Here is a 435-nt window from a genome sequence, read left to right on the forward strand (position 1 = left end):
GGATGGACAGAGTGCCGGGGCGGGCCAGGAAGGTCTGGATGGCTTCCGCATCCCGGGGGTCATTGAGATCGCTGCTCAACGAGGCGCCCAGCATGGGCATCATGGCTTCCATGGCCTCGGGACGGGGATCGATATTGTAGGCCAGGACGGCCGTCAGGCCGTGGTCGTGCAGATCCAGCGACAGGTCGGAGATGGCGGCATCCATCATGCTCGGGTCTTCACTGAAGAAGTTGTAGGCATAGTCCAGATCGACCAGGCCTTCCAGGCTCAGGCGGCCCGTCTGGCGCAGGCAGCTTTGACCGGCAGCATCCGGCTTTTCCAGGGTGTCGTCCTGCCACTTGAGGGCGATGCGTTCCTTGCCCGGGATGGCGATCATCCCGCGGAGGGGCTTCGTGGAAAAGTCGCAGGTCAGGCTGCTCTTGAAATGATGGGGGG

The 435-nt window shown here is 63.2% G+C and carries 1 protein-coding gene; it reads right to left on the reverse strand.

Annotation, left to right across the window (positions count from 1 at the left end; translation table 11 throughout):
• On the reverse strand, nt 1–435 hold a 435-nt coding region (locus JWG43_RS18510; protein WP_205244392.1), incomplete at both ends, for a hypothetical protein.

Source organism: Desulfobulbus alkaliphilus, from assembly GCF_016918545.1.
GTDB classification, from domain to species: Bacteria; Desulfobacterota; Desulfobulbia; order Desulfobulbales; family Desulfobulbaceae; genus Desulfobulbus; species Desulfobulbus alkaliphilus.